General features: G+C 29.5%; 17 protein-coding genes. 2 read left to right on the plus strand and 15 right to left on the minus strand.

What is annotated here, in order from left to right; translation table 11 throughout:
* Positions 1–63: 63 nt before the first annotated feature.
* The 8 genes from grpE to gpr form a co-directional block, all read right to left on the minus strand.
* Entirely contained in the window at positions 64–597 is a 534-nt protein-coding gene (grpE, locus tag C3E89_RS07655) for a nucleotide exchange factor GrpE (RefSeq protein WP_236911851.1), read from the minus strand.
* A gap of 55 nt (positions 598–652) precedes the next feature.
* Complete coding sequence (hrcA, locus tag C3E89_RS07660; protein ID WP_236911852.1) at positions 653–1,696, minus strand: heat-inducible transcriptional repressor HrcA; 1,044 nt, start codon at positions 1,694–1,696, stop codon at positions 653–655.
* A gap of 112 nt (positions 1,697–1,808) precedes the next feature.
* On the minus strand, positions 1,809–2,945 hold the full coding sequence (hemW, locus tag C3E89_RS07665; protein ID WP_236911853.1) for a radical SAM family heme chaperone HemW: 1,137 nt from the start codon (positions 2,943–2,945) through the stop codon (positions 1,809–1,811).
* A gap of 56 nt (positions 2,946–3,001) precedes the next feature.
* Positions 3,002–4,813, minus strand: coding sequence for a translation elongation factor 4 (gene lepA / locus C3E89_RS07670; protein ID WP_236911854.1), 1,812 nt, complete (start codon positions 4,811–4,813; stop codon positions 3,002–3,004).
* A 96-nt stretch (positions 4,814–4,909) separates the two neighbouring features.
* Positions 4,910–5,158 (minus strand): hypothetical protein, encoded by a 249-nt coding sequence (locus tag C3E89_RS07675; RefSeq protein WP_236911855.1) that lies wholly within the window; start codon positions 5,156–5,158, stop codon positions 4,910–4,912.
* 43 nt (positions 5,159–5,201) lie between these two features.
* Positions 5,202–5,750, minus strand: coding sequence for a signal peptidase I (lepB, locus tag C3E89_RS07680; RefSeq protein WP_236911856.1), 549 nt, complete (start codon positions 5,748–5,750; stop codon positions 5,202–5,204).
* Positions 5,751–5,814: 64 nt separating this feature from the next.
* Positions 5,815–6,966: a stage II sporulation protein P gene (gene spoIIP / locus C3E89_RS07685; protein ID WP_236911857.1), complete on the minus strand. Its 1,152-nt coding sequence runs from the start codon at positions 6,964–6,966 to the stop codon at positions 5,815–5,817.
* An 88-nt stretch (positions 6,967–7,054) separates the two neighbouring features.
* The gene (gene gpr, locus C3E89_RS07690) at positions 7,055–8,029 is read right to left on the minus strand and encodes a GPR endopeptidase (RefSeq protein ID WP_236911858.1); all 975 of its coding nucleotides are present in this window, start codon (positions 8,027–8,029) and stop codon (positions 7,055–7,057) included.
* 139 nt (positions 8,030–8,168) lie between these two features.
* On the opposite strand from gpr, the gene rpsT reads away from it, so the two are divergent.
* On the plus strand, positions 8,169–8,444 hold the full coding sequence (gene rpsT, locus C3E89_RS07695) for a 30S ribosomal protein S20 (RefSeq protein ID WP_236911859.1): 276 nt from the start codon (positions 8,169–8,171) through the stop codon (positions 8,442–8,444).
* A 36-nt stretch (positions 8,445–8,480) separates the two neighbouring features.
* On the opposite strand, the gene holA is transcribed toward rpsT, so the two are convergent.
* Entirely contained in the window at positions 8,481–9,545 is a 1,065-nt protein-coding gene (holA, locus tag C3E89_RS07700) for a DNA polymerase III subunit delta (protein ID WP_236911860.1), read from the minus strand.
* Positions 9,523–11,994, minus strand: a complete 2,472-nt coding sequence (locus C3E89_RS07705) for a DNA internalization-related competence protein ComEC/Rec2 (RefSeq protein WP_336512938.1) — start codon at positions 11,992–11,994, stop codon at positions 9,523–9,525. Before C3E89_RS07705 ends, holA begins: the two co-directional genes overlap by 23 nt.
* 238 nt (positions 11,995–12,232) lie before the next feature.
* Between C3E89_RS07705 and C3E89_RS07710 the strand changes: the two genes are divergently transcribed.
* Positions 12,233–13,429 carry an alanyl-tRNA editing protein gene (locus tag C3E89_RS07710; protein WP_236911861.1) on the plus strand — a complete coding sequence of 399 codons (1,197 nt, stop codon included), beginning with the start codon at positions 12,233–12,235 and terminating at the stop codon, positions 13,427–13,429.
* Between the two features lie 54 nt (positions 13,430–13,483).
* Here C3E89_RS07710 and C3E89_RS07715 read toward each other — a convergent pair whose 3' ends face one another.
* From C3E89_RS07715 to mobB, 5 genes are all read right to left on the minus strand, one after another.
* Positions 13,484–14,551 carry an ATPase gene (locus C3E89_RS07715; RefSeq protein WP_236911862.1) on the minus strand — a complete coding sequence of 356 codons (1,068 nt, stop codon included), beginning with the start codon at positions 14,549–14,551 and terminating at the stop codon, positions 13,484–13,486.
* A gap of 52 nt (positions 14,552–14,603) precedes the next feature.
* Positions 14,604–15,026 carry a GNAT family N-acetyltransferase gene (locus C3E89_RS07720; protein ID WP_236911863.1) on the minus strand — a complete coding sequence of 141 codons (423 nt, stop codon included), beginning with the start codon at positions 15,024–15,026 and terminating at the stop codon, positions 14,604–14,606.
* 271 nt (positions 15,027–15,297) lie between these two features.
* Entirely contained in the window at positions 15,298–15,858 is a 561-nt protein-coding gene (locus C3E89_RS07725) for a GNAT family N-acetyltransferase (protein WP_236911864.1), read from the minus strand.
* Positions 15,859–15,937: 79 nt separating this feature from the next.
* A complete protein-coding gene (locus tag C3E89_RS07730) occupies positions 15,938–16,822 on the minus strand; it encodes a DegV family protein (protein WP_236911865.1) in 885 nt (294 codons plus the stop codon).
* A gap of 220 nt (positions 16,823–17,042) precedes the next feature.
* The gene (mobB, locus tag C3E89_RS07735) at positions 17,043–17,786 is read right to left on the minus strand and encodes a molybdopterin-guanine dinucleotide biosynthesis protein B (protein WP_236911866.1); all 744 of its coding nucleotides are present in this window, start codon (positions 17,784–17,786) and stop codon (positions 17,043–17,045) included.
* Positions 17,787–17,797: the final 11 nt, after the last annotated feature.

The following is a 17,797-nucleotide window of genomic DNA, read 5'->3' on the forward strand; positions in this document are numbered from 1 at the left end:
GAGTTAGTGGTTCCTAAATCGATACCAATTATTTTTCCCATATAAATTCCTCCTTAAAATTATTTACTTAGCTACTTTAACCATACTAGGTCTAATAACTTTATCTTTTAACAAATATCCTTTTTGTAATACTTCTAATATAGTACCTTCTTCCTCATCCTCAGATTCTTCTGCAAAAACGGCATGATGAAAATTAGGGTCAAAAGCTTCCCCTAAACACTCCATCTCCTTTAAACCATTTTCATTAAGTACCTTTAATATCTGATCATATATCATTTTTACACCTTCGTAGAAGCCATCTTTATTTTCAACACTTTCTAAGGCCCTATCAAAATTGTCTAATACAGGTAATAACTGGGTCATAATATCCTCTGCTGCATAAGTATAAATCCTTTCCTTATCCTTTTCAACCCTATTTTTATAGTTGATAAAATCTGCTTGAAGCCTTAGAAGTCTGTTGGTTAACTCTTCTACTTGATTATCTTCTTGAGAATCTTCCGAGGATTCCTCTTCTAATTTCTCTTTCTCATCCATATCTTGTGTTTCCACTATATCCTCTTCTAATTCTTCTCTTTCTAGTTCTTCTTTTTTTTCCATTTAATCACCCTTTTACCCATTTTAAGTTTTGATAGAGTGTAATTTAAATTACACTCTATCCTTTCCTAAACAACATATTCAGTATCTCTGTCAAATTCATAGAGAAAAGTTTTAATGAATTTATTGTAGTGAAATAATCCATTCTTGTAGGACCAATAACTCCAATTTTTCCAATTGTCATATCACCTAATTTATAGGTGGTAGTAATTAAACTACAATCCTTTATTGGTTCATATATATTTTCATCCCCTATAGTAATTTCTATTCCATTTTCTATGGGATTGTTCAACAATATATCCACTAATAGGTCTTTATCTTCGATAAAGGATATAAAAGATTTGGCCTTATCTAAATCCTTATATTCAGGAAAATTGAAAATTTTTGTAACCCCATCCGCATATACTTCAACATCTTCTACATCTTCTAAAGATTTGTTAATAATAGGTATAATATTATCTATAATCTCTTTAAATTCATATATTTCCTCAAATATTCCATAATCCATTGCTTTTCCTATTTCATCAATAGTTAGTCCTTTTAATTTATGGTTAAGAAAATTGGATATTCTATTAAGTTGCTCTTCCGGTATTTCTTGTTCAATCCTAAATATAGTATTTTTAACTATGCCCGAATCTCCAACTAACACTACCAATATTTCAGAATAATCGATAGGTATTAGTTGAATATGTTTTAGTTTAATTTTCTGTAATTGAGGTGATATAGCCAATGCAGTATAACTAGTAATTGCTGACAATATTTTAGCAGCATTTTGGATTAGTTGGTCTATTTCTTTAGATTCTCTAGTCAATATCCTCTTTATCTCTTCTTTTTTATTCATATCTATTTTGAGTTTCTTTGCCTTTAACATCTGATCTACATATAATCTATAGGCCTTATCCGAAGGAATTCTACCAGATGAAGTATGAGGCTTATTTAAATACCCTAAATCCTCTAAATCTGACATCTCATTCCTTATAGTAGCAGAACTTACACCTAAATCATATTGTTTTGATATGGTTCTAGAACCAATAGGTTCAGCTGTTAACAAATAACTATCTATTACAGCATATAGAACTTTTATCTTTCTATCATCCAACATATTTATCACCTCAGTATTTATGCTTTGGATGTTTGTTAGCACTCTATATGCTTGAGTGCTAATCTTAAATTATCATAAACATTAGCTCCTTGTCAATACCTTTTTAAAATTATTAAGGTAATAAATCTACATATACAATATTAGATAAATCTAATCCTCTAGGAGTAAATCTAATACATTCATCATCTATATATAATAAACCCTGTTCCTTATATTTCTCAAATACATCTCCATATATATCCTCTGCTTTAATTTTAAATCTATTAAAGAAAGCATTTTTATTTATACCTTCTATTAGCCTTAGTCCCATAATTAAATATTCTGCTACCTCCATTTCTCTATCAATATTTTCTTCTTCTACAATAGGAAGCCTCTTTTCACCTAATCTATTATAATAATCTTTAAATTTATTAAAATTCCAGAATCTTTTATGGTTTAAATTAGAATGGGCAGCCAGTCCAAAACCCACATAAGGTTTTAATTGCCAATAAAATAGATTATGTTTACATTCCATTCCCGCCTTGGCAAAATTTGATATTTCATAATGTTTATAGCCTTGATTTTTAAGAAAATTTATTCCGAAATGATACATTTCCCTTTCTATGTCCTCTCCAGGCAGTTTTATTTTTCCTTCTATATACCATTTATCCATTAAAGTTTTTTCTTCTAATATTAAACTATAATAAGAAATATGTTCTACACCTAACTTTACCACTTTCTCCAATGTTTCTTCACAATCTTTTATAGTTTGATTAGGTAATCCAAACATTAAGTCCACATTTATATTTTTGAAATCCAAATTTCTTGTCAGTTCGAAATTCCTATAAAAATCCATTGAAGTATGGGTTCTTCCAATTGCTTTTAGAAGATAATCATTTAAACTTTGAACACCTATGCTTATTCTATTAATTCCGTATTCTTTATATAATTTTAGTTTTTCCCTATTTAAAGTCTCAGGATTAGATTCAATTGTTACTTCTTCTAATGTATCAACATTAAGATTTTTATAAATATATTCTAATATTCTCCCAATATGCTTTCCTTCCAAATAGGAAGGAGTACCCCCACCTATAAATATTGTTTTGACATTATACTCTTTTAATAATTCTCTATATTCTTTTATTTCCGTGATTAAATAGTCTATATATCTATCTATTTTATCATCTTGATGAGGAAAAGATACGAAATCACAATAATAGCATTTGCTACTACAAAATGGAATGTGAATATATATTCCTAACTCCTTCAATTCAAACCTTCCCTTCTAAAAGTGGATAAATATAATGCACACTTTAGTGTGCATTCTTATTTTTCGTCATATTTTAGTACTGCTAAAAATGCAGATTGAGGAACTTCTACAGAACCAATCTGTCTCATTCTTTTCTTCCCTTCTTTTTGTTTCTCTAATAATTTTTTCTTCCTAGTAATATCTCCACCATAACATTTAGCCAGTACATCTTTTCTAAGAGCCCGTACAGTCTCTCTAGCGATTATCTTAGAACCGATTACAGCTTGTATAGGTACAGCAAATTGATGACGAGGTATTTCATCTTTCAACCTTTCAGCAATATTTCTACCCCTTTCATAAGCCTTGTCCTTATGGACTATTATTGAAAAGGCGTCTACCAACTCTCCATTAATTAATATATCCAATTTAACTAATTCAGATTCTTCATAACCTTTAAGCTCATAATCTAATGAAGCATAACCTCTAGTTCTAGATTTTAGAGCATCAAAAAAATCATATATTACTTCATTTAAAGGTAGATCATAATGCATTACTACTCTTGTTTCTTCTAAATATTCCATATTTAAAAATGTGCCCCGTCTATTCTGACAAAGTTCCATTACTGCGCCAACATATTCTGTAGGAGTCATAATAGAAGCAGATACTATGGGCTCTTCCATGTATTCTATTTCAGTTTCCTTAGGTAAATTAGTTGGATTTTGTATAGATAACATTTCTCCCGATTTAGTCATAACATTGTATATTACGCTAGGAGCAGTAGTTACAATATTTAAATCGAATTCCCTTTCCAATCTTTCTTGAACAATTTCCATATGAAGTAGACCTAAGAACCCGCATCTAAATCCAAAACCTAGAGCAGCAGAAGTTTCTGGTTCAAATATTAAACTAGCATCATTTACCTGAAGTTTTTCAAGAGCATCTCTAACAGAATTAAAATCCTCTCCTTCAGCAGGATAAATTCCACAGTATACCATAGGGACTACTTTTTTATATCCTGGAAGAGGATTAGCAGTTGGATTATTGTGATCTGTAATAGTATCCCCTACTCTTGCATCCTTTACATTTTTAATACTTGCTACAACATAACCTACATCTCCTGCTTTTAATTGATCTACAGGCCCTTGTTTAGAAGTAGTAACTCCTACCTCAGTCACTTCAAAATGTTTATTAGATGACATCATCCTTATTTCCATACCTGGTTTAAGTATCCCTTCAAAAACTCTTATATAAGCTACTACACCTTTGTAGCTATCATAATAGGAATCAAAAATTAATGCTTTTAAAGGCGCATCTTTATCCCCCTTTGGAGCTGGAATTTTATTTACTACTTCTTCCAAAACAGCTTCAATGTTTAATCCTTCCTTAGCTGATATTAAAGGGGCACTCTCTGCATCTATACCAAGTACATCTTCGATTTCCTTTTTTACCTCATCCGGTCTAGCACTAGGTAGGTCTATCTTATTGATAATAGGAATAATCTCTAAATCTTGTTCTAAAGCTAAATATACATTGGCTAAAGTTTGAGCCTCTATTCCTTGAGTTGAATCTATTATCAATAATGCTCCTTCACAAGCTGCTAAGGATCTAGATACCTCATAGTTAAAGTCTACATGGCCTGGTGTATCGATTAAATTTAAAACATACTCCTCTCCATCCTTGGCCTTATAATTAAGTCTTATGTTCTTTAATTTGATAGTTATTCCTCTTTCTCTTTCTAATTCCATACTATCTAGGATTTGATCTTGCATCTCCCTAGATGTTAACAATCCAGTTTTTTCTATTAGTCTATCTGCAAGGGTGGATTTTCCATGATCAATATGAGCAATAATAGAGAAATTCCTTATATTGGTTTGATTAACATTCGGCATACTTTTCCTCCTTATAATGTTACAATAACTCCAAACTATAATTATAACAGAAAAATAGACGGAAGTAAAACAAAAGACCAGCATATTCTGGTCTTTTTAGTTACTTTTTTTAAATATTTTTAAATCTATTAAATAGCTCTCACCAAATAAATATATTTTTCTTTCTTTAAAATCTACATTAAATATAATTGGATCCTTCAAATAATCTAAATAAACAATATGTGTATTCACTACCTTTATTCCATAATAAAGTATAAGTAATGTAAAAATGATTATAATTGATTTACAAAAATTTTTTCTCTTCTGTTTTCTTAATCTCTTCCTTTTGTCTACTCTAGTCCCCAAAAATACCACCCTAATTATTTTGTCTAAAGAGAGCTATTTTATACTACTCTAATTTTCCAAATCTATTATTAAAAGGAAAATATCTAAAGTTTGTTATTCCTTTAATAGAGTCTATAGGTACGCAACCAAAATATCTACTATCCTTGCTAGCCCCTTCATCTCTATTATCTCCCAATACGAAAACATATCCTTCTGGAACTTCCCAGTAGTTTTCATTATATACATGTGTATAGGCACCTTCTTCTATATAGTCTTCTTCTAATATTTCTCCATTTAAATATACTTTTCCATCAATTATAGCTACTGTATCTCCTTCAAGACCGATTACCCGTTTTATATAATCTTTGTTCTGTGCATCTGGCGCTTTTAATACTACGATCTCCCCTCTTTTTGGCCCAGAAAAATATAAAGGTATTTTGTTTGCAAAAAGTCTATCCTTTTCATGTAGCGTGGGATACATAGAATTCCCTAATACATAAGTAGTATTGAATATAAAAGTCTTTATTAATATGGCTATAACAATAGCTAATAATATACTCTTAATCCATTCTATGGCTTCATTTTTTACAATTTTGTTGTTGTCTTCTTCCATCCTAATTCCTCCTCATCTTAGAAACGTACTTTAATTATAGCATTTTTTATAATTAAAAAAAAGTTTATTCTTGAATCTTATCTATTACTATACTTAATATCTCACCTAATATCCTAGCCGTTTCCTTAGCCTCCTCCATAGTATTTAAATTACTTCCCACTTCGATTAAAGCTGAATAATCTGAGAGAAATTGATTATATTTGCCTACAGGCTTTATCATGATTCCCGTACATAAATTTGGATATAAAACATCAGTAACTGCTTTCACATATTTTGCAAAGCTTAATACTGCATCCTTATTAGGAGAATCTGGTCCTATAACGAAGTAAAAAGTAGCAGCTTCTTTTCCATCAACTAGGATTTTAGATTTTTCTATCAAATTTTTCATATTTTTTATAATTTTAGGATCATTATGATCATGTCCATCCCTATGGATATCCAATAAAATCTTTAAATTATTATTGTCCTTTAACTTTTCATTTACCGTCTTTAAAGACTCAGTATAGGATTTGTTATATGAAGGTACATCATGATACTTAGTTACATGCTCCACTTTATGACCATTTGTTTCTAGTGTTTTAGAAATAATTTCCCCTATACTAATTACATTATACTTTCTATCAGCTGTATGGTGTTGATTATTCTCCAATGAAGAATAAGACTCCGTACCATGTGTATGGTATATAAGTATATAGGGTCTTTCTTTATCTATTTTTAATGAGTTAATATTCAAAGGTTTGGGTAGATTTGAAGCCGGTACTTTCCCTTCAGAGTCGTTAATGATTATTAAATCTTCATACTCTTCTAACCTATCTATTATTATAAAATCTTCAACTATCCTTGGATTATTTTCAATATCTCCATCTTCTATTTTAGTATCATGGACAGATGAAGAATCATTTCCAATAAATAATATAGAAGGAAATTGTGCTTTGACAAAATTCTTCAATTCATCTATTACAGATAGATTTTTATAAAAGGTTTCATCCCATCTATTATCTGGATATTCCTGATTTCTATATAGGTTTATTATGGAGCTTGTTCTACTAAAAAGGGAAATAAAAGCACTACCATCTTTAAGATATGATTTTTCTTCACTAAAAACGGGCTTAGCTTTATCTCCCTTCCAATTAATCAACATTGTACCTATGTTGAATACTATAAGGCATATCAATGCAAAAATAATGTAGTTATTTCTACTGTCCTTCCCCTTCATAAAAACACTCCTTAAATTAAGTATTCAATACATAGATTATATTCATTTAAGAACCTATATATGATATTTGTTTAAGGAGTATTTTCTTCTATCGAATATATTTATTTACATCTTCTAGATCTATACCATGGTGTAGAGCCATATTTAATCCATTTCCTATGATTATTGACAAATCATCGATAATTAAATCAATTTCTTTTGGCGTTACTACTACATTTGGCATAAAAGGTTCTAAAACCTCTCTTATTAGCTCATACTTTTCATCCTTAGATACCTGTTCAAGGGTAGTATAAAACTCAGTCCCTACTTCGGCTACGCTTTTCATAGAGCCTATGATTAAATCCATAGTATCATTTACCATAGTAGCAGCATCCACGACTGTTGGAACACCAATAGCAATAACTGGGACCCCTAAATACTCTTCATTTAATCCTATTCGTTTATTACCTACACCAGAACCTGGATTTATCCCTGTATCTGATATTTGTATAGTAGTGCTCACCCTCTCCATTCTTCTAGAAGCTAATGCATCTATAGCAATAACTAAATCTGGATTTGTCTTCTCTACTATACCCTTTACTATTTCCCCTGTTTCAATTCCCGTTAACCCCATTACTCCAGGAGAAATAGCAGCCACATTAGCCACTGTTTCGTCTCTATCTTTATTATAAGCAATAAAAAACTGTCTAGTTACTAAAACTCGATCTATCACCTTGGGTCCTAGAGCATCTGGGGTTACATTCCAATTTCCTAGTCCTACGATGAGAGTTTTGGTATCTTCGTCAGCTATACCAATCCCTTTTATTTCCTTTGCCAATAGCTTGCTTATTTCATCTTTTAAATCTTGGTCTGCATTTTTCAGTTTAGGTACATCAATAGTTATATAAATTCCTTTTGGCTTCCCTAAATTTTGTGAACCCATTTCGTCTATTATCTTTACCCTCGTTACAGTATAATCCTCCCCTTTTTCCTCCTCTATTTCTACTCCAGGTACTTCTCCTTCATTTTGCTCCTGATATAGCTCTCTATTTTCTATTGCCAAATCTGTCCTTATTTCTATCATTTCAAATTCCTCCCTTATCTCTAATTAGTATTATTTTTCTTCAATAGCTCAATTTTATGTATAATAAACTTAATTATCCTTGCATTTTATACTTCTTCGTGGTAAAATATCTCTTGTTAAGATTGAGGAGGTGAAACTATTGGCAAATATTAAATCTGCAGAAAAGAGAATCCGAACAACTAAAAAAAGAACCGCTTTAAATAAGAGTAGAAAATCTGAAATTAAAACCTATATTAAAAAATTTGATCTAGCTATAGAAAATGGAAACCTTGATGAAGCTAAGGAATTACTTAAAATTATAGATAAAAAATTAAAGAAAGCAAGCCATAAAAACGTTCTTCATAAAAATGCTGCTTCAAGGAGAGTTAGCGTTTTAACTAAAAGATTAAACAAAAAAATAAACGAAGCTGTATAAAATAAAACTTCGGCAATCCCGAAGTTTTTTGTTTTCTCAAATTTTAAAACATAGATTAGTTATTAGTATTTCTAAAGCTAGTCTATCCTTTATAGAACTAGATTTTATAGTCTTGTCCGTTTCTAAGCAATAAAGCATAGCTCTTTCCAATTGAGGTATTGTAAAATTATTGCTCTGTTTCGATACTTTTTGATATTCATATCTGGATAGACTCATCTTGCCATAGGTATCCCCTTCAGAATAACCCTTAAGTCTTAATACCTTATAATTCAACATATTTCTCAATTGCCTAACTATCATATGGAGTATAAATAAGGCTGGCTCGTTGGACATATACATTTCATTAAATAATCTTATAGCATTTTCTCCATCTTTTTGACTTATGCTATTCAATAAGTTAAATACATTCATCTCTAAAGGCTTAGCCATTAATAGATCAATGATTTGTCTAGTAACTTCTTCCCCATTAGATAGATAATCAGAAATTTTTATAATTTCATTTTCTAAATCATATAAGGTTTTACTGCGGTTAGAATCAAAATAAGAAGACTGTTGGATAAAATAATTAACATCTGATTTAGATATTTTCTTATTGTATTTTTTAAAACTATTTTCAATCCAAGTATCTAAATCCTTACCTTTTAACTTTGTAAACTCAACTACTCCACCTACCTTATTTATAGCTTTATATAGTGCATTGGATTTTTTAATATTATTGTTTTTTTCCACAAATAGGAGGCAAAGATAATCCTCTAATTCCTCCACATATTTTATCAATGGATTTTTAGAAGGTGGAAGGCGCCATTCATCTGAAATATCATCTTCTCCCTTTTTACTTTTAAATAATGGAAAATCCTTAATAACTACGATTTTTTTCGCCGTCATAAAAGGTAAAGTTTCACAAGCGTTTAATATAGTCTCAAAATCTATTTCCTTTCCATCTAGCACTATGTAGTTTAAAGCCTCAAATGAACTATCTATATATATTTCCTTTAAAGTAGTCATGGTATAATCGATTAGATACTCTTCTTCACCATGAAAAAGATATACAGGCTTTAGTTCATTGTCTTTCGATTTCTTAATAAATTCCTTGTAGTTCAATTTTAGCCATCTCCTCCTCAATTAGTAGAAATTTTATTATGATCTTATAGGATATATAAAAGTAAATAATTAAATATATTAAATAAGAACTATAATTGCTTACTATATCTAGTATACTCCATCTATCTTTTAAAAAGGGTACTATTTTATATTCATCTTTATTTAATATAAGATTTATCAATCCTAACTCATCAGTTCTATATATTTCAATATTATGGGCCTTATATCTATTTAGAACTTCCTTGTGGGGATGTCCAAAGCCATTATTTCTTCCAACAGAAATAATACCAATACTAGGTTTTAATCTATTTATAAAATCTTCTCCAGAAGAAGTATTACTACCATGATGGGGCACTTTTAAAAAGTCAATATTTAGATTTAAACTATTATTCACATTTTCTTCCCCCATTCTTTCAATATCTCCTGTAAATAAAATATTAATATCAAAATAATTCAATAATAATACTAAAGACAAATCATTGTCTGTACTGTTTAAATTATCTACTATATTATCACTGGGACCAATTACATATATATTAGTATCTTTATCTATTTTAAGTATGTCTCCCTTCTTTAAAACACTAATCGGAATCCCTTTTTCTAATGCCTTCTTCCCGATCAGTCTATATAACTCATTTTCTTCCCTTTCATATCCAAAGTATATATTTTCAATTTTAATATTATCAATTAAATAAGGTAAGCTTTTACAATGGTCAGCATCAAAATGGGATATGAAAACTCCCTTTAGTTTAAATATCCCCTCTTTCTCCAAATAAGGTAGAAGAATGTTTTTACCTATATCAAAGTCACCAAAGATATTCCCTCCAGTATCTATTAAATAATTTCCATTTCTAGTTTTTAATAATATACTGTCTCCTTGCCCTACATCTATAAAATCAATATCTATACTAGTATGGAAATTATAAATCAATGTGTTGAAAATTATTAATAATAAAATATAAAAAACTATGGATTTATTAACTCTATTATTAAGATAGCTTATATCAATTACTTTAAAGACTATTAAAATCATTATATAATATATTAATATACCTATTAATGATGGAGAAGGTACTCTAATATTTAGAACAGGAAAATTACCTAATATTCTTAGGCCGCTAAACTGTATTTTTAATAAAAAATTTATTATAACGCCAATAGAACTAGATATACTAATACTAAATAAAGAAAAAAATATTAAAAATATACTAAGGATTAAACAAATAGTAAATATAGGCACCGCTACTAAATTTGTCACCAAACTAATGACAGGGATCCTATTAAAATAATAAGCTAACACTGGCAATAAACCAATTTGTACCGATATCATTCCTGATAGAGATTTTAAAATGCTGCCGTCATTTAAGTATAATATTGAGTTAAGCTTATCAACAAAATAAAGAATAGAAAAAGTAGCAATAAAAGACAATTGAAAACTCAGATTAAATATCCAAAAAGGATTAATAATAATCAATATAAACAATGAAAAAAACATGGTATTTATTGAGTCATAGGGTTCTGCTCCTAGTTGTGAAATCAATAATATGCTAAACATTATATTAGCCCTGAGAACAGACACAGGATTTCCAATTATATATCCATATATCCATATGACTCCAATAGTCAATATTATATTTAGTTTTCTATTCATTCCCAAATATGCAAATAATGTAATGAAAAGACTAGTTATAATTCCAATATGTAATCCAGATACCGCTAATATATGAGCTAGTCCTAAATCTCTAAATTTCTGACTACTTTCTTCATCTAAATAGGAGTATTTCCCTAATAGTATGGATTTCATTAAAGAACCATTTTCTTCTGTCAAATAAAGATCCAATCCCCCCTCTACCCTACTAACAAATCCTTTCTTAAGTCTCGATAGAGGATTTGAATTCTTCTTATCTATATCTAGTATTGAATAATCCTTTATGGTTATTGTAGTATGTATATTATCCGCTAGCAAGCTTAATTTATAATTAAACAATTTTGGATTAGTATTAGGTAAAGGCTCTTTCAATACTCCCATGAATCTTACTTTATCTCCAAGCTCTAATCTATTGTTTCCTAGTACCTTTAACAATGCCTTTTCTGAGACTTTTGTATTCCTTCCATCATCAAATATATTATCAACTTGGATTACATATCTACCTTCTTCCTGAGAAACCGATTTTACTTCCTTTATATTTCCCTTTAACTCTACTGGTCTATCTATATATTTTATTAAATAACTACTCTCCATTTTAAAACCTGCTATCAATATGCCTAATAGAAATATAGAAATAAAAATAGACGATATGATTTTCCGACTAAATTTAAATCCAATTAAATTGACAATTAAAGACAATAAAAATAAAACTAGAATTAAGTAGATGTTTGTGTAAATATAATAGTAGAATATTATCCCTAATATCATAGGAATGGTAAGAAAAACAAAAGGCCTTCTCATAGTATCAATCCTTTTTATTCCTATTAATTCGATTTAAAGACCATATTACTAAAATCATCCCTAATAACACAAACATACTACCCATATTTTGTGTGTTCATGTCTACACTCCTTTTTAAATTTAAAATCATCTAATTTACTAATTTAGATTATAGCATAGGAAATACAATTAATGTTGTTAGTTTTGGTTAAAAAATGATATTATAATTATAATACTTATAGAAAAAGGTGGTATAGAGATGACAGAAAAAATATATTTAGAAAATCCATATTTACGTCAAATTGAAGCTAGGATTACAGAAAAGAAATATATGAATAATAAATATTATATTAAAACAAATAAAACTATTTTTTATCCAAATCTTGCAGGTGGACAACCTGGAGATAAAGGAACTATCAATGGAGTAGAGGTACTCGATACCTATGAAGATGGAATAGACATTGTACATGTGGTTAAAGAAAATATCCATAGTGATAGAGTACAGCTATTCATAGATTGGAATAATAGATTTGATTATATGCAGCAACATTCTGGACAGCATCTTTTGTCATCAGTTTTTTATAAACTATTTAATGGTGAAACCATAGGCTTTTACATTGGAAAAGAATACGTTTATATAGATATCGATATTCCTAAGATCACCGAAGAAGAAATCGAAAAAATAGAAGAATTTGCTAACAAGATAATCTTTTCCAATTTTTCAATTAAGTCCTATATAGTTGAAAGGGAAGACATGGATAAATTACCTGTAAGAAAGGATCCTATAGTTAATTCTAATATCCGTATTGTCGAAATAGATGGGATTGATTTCTCTCCTTGCTGTGGTACTCATTTAAGGAACACAGGAGAGATTGGAATGATTAAGATAAGAAAAGTAGAGTCTTATAAAGGTAATATTCGAGTTGAATTCGTCTGTGGTAATAGGGCATTAAAAGATTATACTTGGAAAAGCAAATCTATCAAAGATATCAGCAATCTTTTATCTTCAAAAGACAAGGATGCTTATAATAGGGTAGAGAAATTATACACTGCAAAAGAAAATTTAGAAAAGGAAAATAGACTATTAAAAGAAAAGCTAAATAAATATATTGCAGCTGATTTAATAAGGAAGTCAGAGACGATAAATGGTATTAATTTAATTTTTAATAAATCTATAGATATGGAGTTTAAAGAATTACAAAGTTTACTTCCATATGTAAATTTAATCGAAAATACCATTGTTCTTTTTGGTGTAGAGGGTAAGGACACTGGACAATTCATCTTAAGTCGAAGCCAAAATTTACAGATAAATATGAAAGAAATATTTGAAGAAATTTCCCAGGACATGGAAATTAGAGGAGGAGGTAGTCCCCAAACCATACAAGGCGGTTGCCCAATAGATATGCTAGATAAAACATTAAAAGCTTTTTATGATAGAGTTATAGAAAATCTTTAAAAAGGGATCTCATACTTATGAGATCCCTTTTTAAAACAAACCATTTCACAGTCTTTAGTTATAATCTACATGGTCTAATATTTCTTTCAATAGTTCTTCCCTAATCCTATTTACTCCACCATAGTCTACTACAGGTTTATATGTCTTTTCCAATATTTGATGATTTTCACTAGCATTAACTAAGCTAGCTATAGCTTTTTTAATTAGTAATTCATAAGTTTTATAATCATCGCTATTCTTTATCTTATCATCGAAATATTTATTTAAATCTATTTTTTTATCTGCATATTTTACTCCATATTTATTTGAAGTAATACATGTATCTATGTCTTTAATTATTAAAGTTTCTATTTTTTCTGGTATAGTAGAATTATGGTATATTTCTAAATGGTAGCCTCTAATTTTACTTTCTTCTATAAGTCTATTTAATAATGTAGACTTTCCTGTGCCTATTTCTCCTTCTAAGTAGTAGACGGTTTCAATTCCCTCTAAAATAAATTCTGTATAGTCTGCAAACCCCTCAGGTGTATTAGCATTGGAAAAAAGGTGCCTTTCTTTAAAGGGTGAGTCCCTCTTCTCTCCTTTTTTTGCGAAGATTTCATCTGTCAGCTGACTAGTTTCCTTATTTACTCCATTAAAATCTACCCCTATTTTATTGTTTTCTTCTATTATCCCAAATACAATTTTTGCTGCTTTAAAATAGGCAAAAGCTTTTCCATAGGCTTTTTTATTGTTCAATTTAGCCTTTATTATCCTGTCTTTAGAGTTTAATAGCTTTTCCTCATCTATAAATTGACCTAAATCTATTAATCTATCAGTCAATCCAGGATATACTGGATCTATTATATGCGGGGCAGTTCCATCTACTATTCCAATATTTAATTCTTCAATGACTATTCCATCTATTGATTGTGGATCTGATGGACAATGGTGATACTCTACACTAAATCCTTTTTTTAAAACCCTCTCAGCAATATATTTCATTAAAGAAGACTTTCCTCCACCAGGCATCCCTTTCAGCACATATAGTTTATTCCTATCTGGACCCATTATATTATCATGGAAAGAATAAAACCCATTAGCAGTATTCCCTCCCGGAAACATTCTTCGAATCTTCCCCATATGAAAACCTCCTATAAATGATTATATAATATAATTTATTCTTCTAGGATTATTATGTGCATGAAGATGGAAAAGAACTCTTTATAAAGCTATTCTGTATACTTTTTTTAGCGCCATTAACCACCCATTCATTTTTTAATAGTCTATATAATACTCTATCTTTCATTCTCCCATCATACCATTCAATCATTTTGAGTTCCGCTTCTTTAATCATACCGCATTTTTGCATTACTTTCTTAGATCCTAGGTTATCTTTAATACACCCAGTCGATATGCGAAACACATAGTTATCCTCAAAGGCAAATCGAATTATCTCTTCAAATTTTATAATCTCCCAATCATGATAATAGTTAAATAATTCACCTGAAATCCAATTAAAAGCATTAGGTTCGTTCTCTGGTGGCGGATCAATAAAAGGCTTTTCCACAAAAACATTAACTTTTGTTACTATCTTCTTACCAATTCCTCCTGGCATAGCCCTCTTCCTTGCGATACCTAGAAATATTTCTACTTAAAACTTCCCTTGTATCCATATTAACCCCTCCAACTTTAAACTATATTCCATTTGTTAATAATATCAAAATTATTGTTTCAATAATCTAAATCAACCCCTGTATCTGAATTTTATACTTTATTTCCTTTATTTGATTATAGTTTGATAATCTATACTATATCAATAGACTATTAATTGAGAATTCATTTTTTCAATTAGAGGTTGAAAAAAAGGTATCATCTTTACATTATTATTAAACTAATACCTTTTCCTTATATTCATGATGAAGAATTCCCATAATAATTACGTCCCAATATCTGCCATCTATAAATTCTGCCTCTCGTCTTCTACCTTCCTCAACAAATCCTGCATTGCTATATGCTGCATATGCCCGTGTATTAAACGAAAATACCTCCAACTCAATTCTATGTAATTTCAACTTTTCGAATCCAAATTGTAAAGTAAGCTGGATAGCTTCACTGCCAATTCCCTGTCCGCAACATTGGCTCTTAAATAGAGCAATTCGAAAATTTGCACATCTAGCATTTTCATCTATTTCGTTAATAACTGATTCACCAATAATTTGACCTTCTGAATTGATAATCAAAAAATCATACCTAGAATCATCTTCAACAATTTTATGAACATATGATTCTATCTCTTCCTTTGTAGCAGCATGTTTTGTACCAGTATACCATTGTACTTCTTCATCAATAGATTCAAAACCACTTTTATAGTAGTCTTGAATATCGCTATCTTCAATAAGCTTTAAAGATATATTTTTCCCTTGAATTATAATCTTATTATTTTTCATTTTACCTCTCCTCGAAACTATATAAAATATACTTAATTGGTCTTTATGGTCTATACAAAAAAATCAGTTATCCCAAATATTATATTTGTATACTATTTACGTAGGAATCTGGTTTTTTGTTAAAAAAGAATACCCCAACCCCGCCAATACCTAAATGAGAGCCAAGTACGCTGCCTATTTTTTCTATTAAAATATTATTATTATTTCCGATCCTTTCGATTATCATGTCCTTTATTTCTAAAGCAGTTTTTAAATCATCAGCATGGGTTATACCAATGATTTGATTTGGGAATTCTTTAATTCTTTGCTGGACAAGATCTACCACTGTATTTAACGCTCTTTTCCTTCCCCTAATTTTTTTAATAACTACCATTTTCCCATCCTGAACATCTAAAATAGGTTTGATATTTAAAGCATTTCCTATTATTGCTTCACTTTTACTAATCCTGCCGCCCTTTAAAAGCCAACTTAAATCATCGATAGTAAAAATATGTTCTATGTATTGTATATTTTCTTTGGATGCTTTGACTATATCTTCAAATTTATTGCCTAATTTTGCTAACATGGCGCCTTGTAAAGCTACCAATCCAGATGCAAAGGATCCAGCCTTTGTATCTACAATATCCATTTTAACATTTGGAAATTCTTTTTTAAGCTTTTCTATAATAAGGTAACAGGTTTCGTATGTACTAGATAATTTAGAGGAAAAAGAGTAAAAAATAAAGTCTATTCCATTAGAAGCATATTTTTTAAATGCTTCATAGGTTTTTTTAGGATTTGGTAATGAAGTCATAGGGCATATGCCTTTTCTCATTGCATCATAGACATCTTCCACAGAAATAGTAACCTTGTCCAAATATTCCTTATCTTTTATAAACACTCTAAGGGGTAAAATATCTATACTATACTTTTCAATTATGCCATCTGGTAAATCTGATGTACTATCCATTATAATTTTTGTCATAACAAATTTACCTCCTTACCAAATTCTTAATTTTTTATAATTTATATTATCTAACATTTACCATATTTATACTAGCATTATATCATATCTTATTAATTTTATTCTCAAAACTGGCAAAATTAAATCTATTATAATTCTTATGCTGACAAGATATTTTTTGATAGTATACTTTTTTAATATAATTTTATAATGCCTTAACTGTGACATCAGGAATATTTCTCTACAATATTCTAACCGTGATTTCCTTTCCTTTTTCATATCCTTCTAATTCCTTAGCTACTCCTAATATAGCGTTAGTTAATATGTTTTGAACAAAAGGAACCATATCTATATCTTTTCCATCTATTTGAAGTTTTGCTTTTGAATTCTTCAATATACAATCTTCCCTTTTAGCCTGACCTTTCAAAATCATAGCACCTAATTGTCTACAATTATAGCCACATTTGTCACAACATTCTTCTGGAAAGTCTGGTAATTTATCATAAACTTTTTCCTCAATTAAATCAACTAACCTTTCTACATTATTCATAGTATTAATTACTGGTAATGTTTCAAACTCCTCTAATGTGTTAGATAGCTTTCCCGATATGGCAAATACCATATCATCTAATCTTTCAAGTACTTCCTTTTCATTATGGGCAGTTATTATCTTTGGTACATTGGCATCTATAACCCCTTCTAATACAACAAAATCATGGTCATAAAATTTCAATATCTTTTCTATACTTAATTTTTCTTGGAAAAGTATATCCGTTTCATAATACCCTCTAGCTGTTACCAATTGGGACCCAGCTTCTTTATGTCTATATGTATTTGACCCTTCAGTATCTATGGCAAATTGTTCAAAATGTATTTCTTTAACTGACCCTACAGAATACCCTCTTTTTTTCAATTCCTTTATTATATTTTCTATGGTGGTAGTCTTGCCTGATTCTGTAATTCCCACTACGGAAAAAACCTTCATCTATTTCCCTC

Source organism: Clostridium sp. Cult1 (assembly GCF_021655095.1).
GTDB lineage: Bacteria > Bacillota > Clostridia > Tissierellales > Tepidimicrobiaceae > Schnuerera.